General features: G+C 53.0%; 2 pseudogenes. Both read right to left on the bottom strand.

Annotated features, from left to right (window positions below):
- Window positions 1-6: 6 nt before the first annotated feature.
- A pseudogene (locus CV945_RS16775) lies at window positions 7-1,382 on the bottom strand (IS1634 family transposase).
- 148 nt (window positions 1,383-1,530) lie between these two features.
- A pseudogene (locus CV945_RS16765) lies at window positions 1,531-1,714 on the bottom strand (IS982 family transposase); the annotation flags it as partial.

The following is a 1,714-nucleotide window of genomic DNA, read 5'->3' as shown; positions in this document are numbered from 1 at the left end:
ATCACGTTACACGTAGATGCTCTCATCCATGCCCAATCCCTGCAGAATCCTTCGCTGATCAGGGGTAAGGGAGCGATCCAGTGAGCGTTGGATGCGCCCATCCGGCAGATTGAACAGGACGACGTTCACATATTGAAACAGCTGAAAAATCGCCTGTCCCGTCGGCCGGGTCAGCTTGCGGCCTCCGGCGCCCTTTAACGGGCGTTCTGGTGTGATGAACTGACGCACCCGGCGCTGAAAGACGCGGTAAATCGCCAAGGCCAAGAGAAATAAATAGCCCAACACCGCCACCCGTTCTGGCTTTTTGACGTAAATCTCGTCGGTGAAGAACGGATCTTTGAGAAAGGAGAAGTTCATTTCCACCGATATTTGCCCTTTATACAACTTCAAGATTTCTCGAGCATCCATCGTTCGGCCTTTCCATTCCTTCGGAACGGTCGTGACGAGGACAAACCGGGACGCTTTCCGTCTTGCCTGTTCCCATGCCTGTTGGTGGAATTCGACGTCCAGGCGCAAAAGATACAGCGTCTCCACCTCGGGTTCCACCCCTTTTTTCGGCCGGCCGCGCCGTTTTTCTCGGCCAACGAAAAGGAGTCGCTCCACGCTGGATCGGGTTGGACATCCGCTTCCGCCAGAGCAGCTTTGACGATTCGGAGCGACGATGGGCCTCTCGTGATCAAAAAGGCGTTGGCGGCTTTCGTCTGCGCCAGAGTGTCTTTCGTCATGGCGGCGGAATCGGCCACGTAAATCCATTCGTCTTCAATCTTGGCTTGTTTGAGCTGTTCGTGGACACGGGACAGCACCTCCGGATTCCACGTTTTGTCCGGCAGGTTGCCGTCGTGCACATCGCCGTAAAACGGGATGCCATCCTCGTTGCCGATCAGCCCGAAACCGATCTGTTTTTGCCAGCGATGATGCCGGTTGTAGCCATGCGTGATCCGCAGGGCCTCTGACGAGACCGATTCATACGCGCCGTAAACGGTCTTGTCCGTCGTATCGGCGTGGAAGGCCTGGAGAGGAAGGCCTTCTTTCCGATAAATGTGAATCAAGCAAGTGCTGATCACCTTGTGAATATCCGCCTCATACAGGCGGTCGAGATGACGAGCCAACGCATCATCATTGAACCAAGAAGGCTTCAGCCCCGGCCGGATCAGCTTCGACAAATCGATCTCATGCGCCCATCGCTCCAAATGGACGAGTGCTTGTCGTCCGCTCAAGATATCCAGAAGGATCAGCTTGACCGCATCGCTGGTTCGGGTTTGGCATTGGGGATCCACCGGAACCAGCCGATCGATGAGCTGGGGAAGGTCAAGATCTTGGAAAAGGGCACTTATTATATTCAAATAGGAACTGTCATAAATCTCACAAATTTGAACATCCATGGTGGACAAACTCCTTTGCATTCCTTGTGTGTCAAGGATTCATTCCACATCGATGCAAAAAAAATCCTCCCGATTTTCGTCGAGAGGGTGCGAAATGTGAGTCGGAACGAAAAAATCCTCCCGATTTTCGTCGAGAGGGTGCGAAATGTGAGTCAGACGCACGATGTTTCTGGTTTTTTCGAGACGGAGTCCAAAGCGCCATTTGGTATTCTTCGTACAGCCTTTTTTGCAACTCACGGCTAATGAATCCTTTGTCCCCGAAGTTATACGGGTGGGGAATTTGGGTCATCACGCTTTCGGCTGCGATTCGATCGTGGCAAGATGCTTCCGTC

This window comes from Geobacillus sp. Manikaran-105, from assembly GCF_002809955.1.
GTDB lineage: Bacteria > Bacillota > Bacilli > Bacillales > Anoxybacillaceae > Geobacillus > Geobacillus thermophilus.
This window is presented reverse-complemented; position numbering and strand designations above follow the sequence as displayed.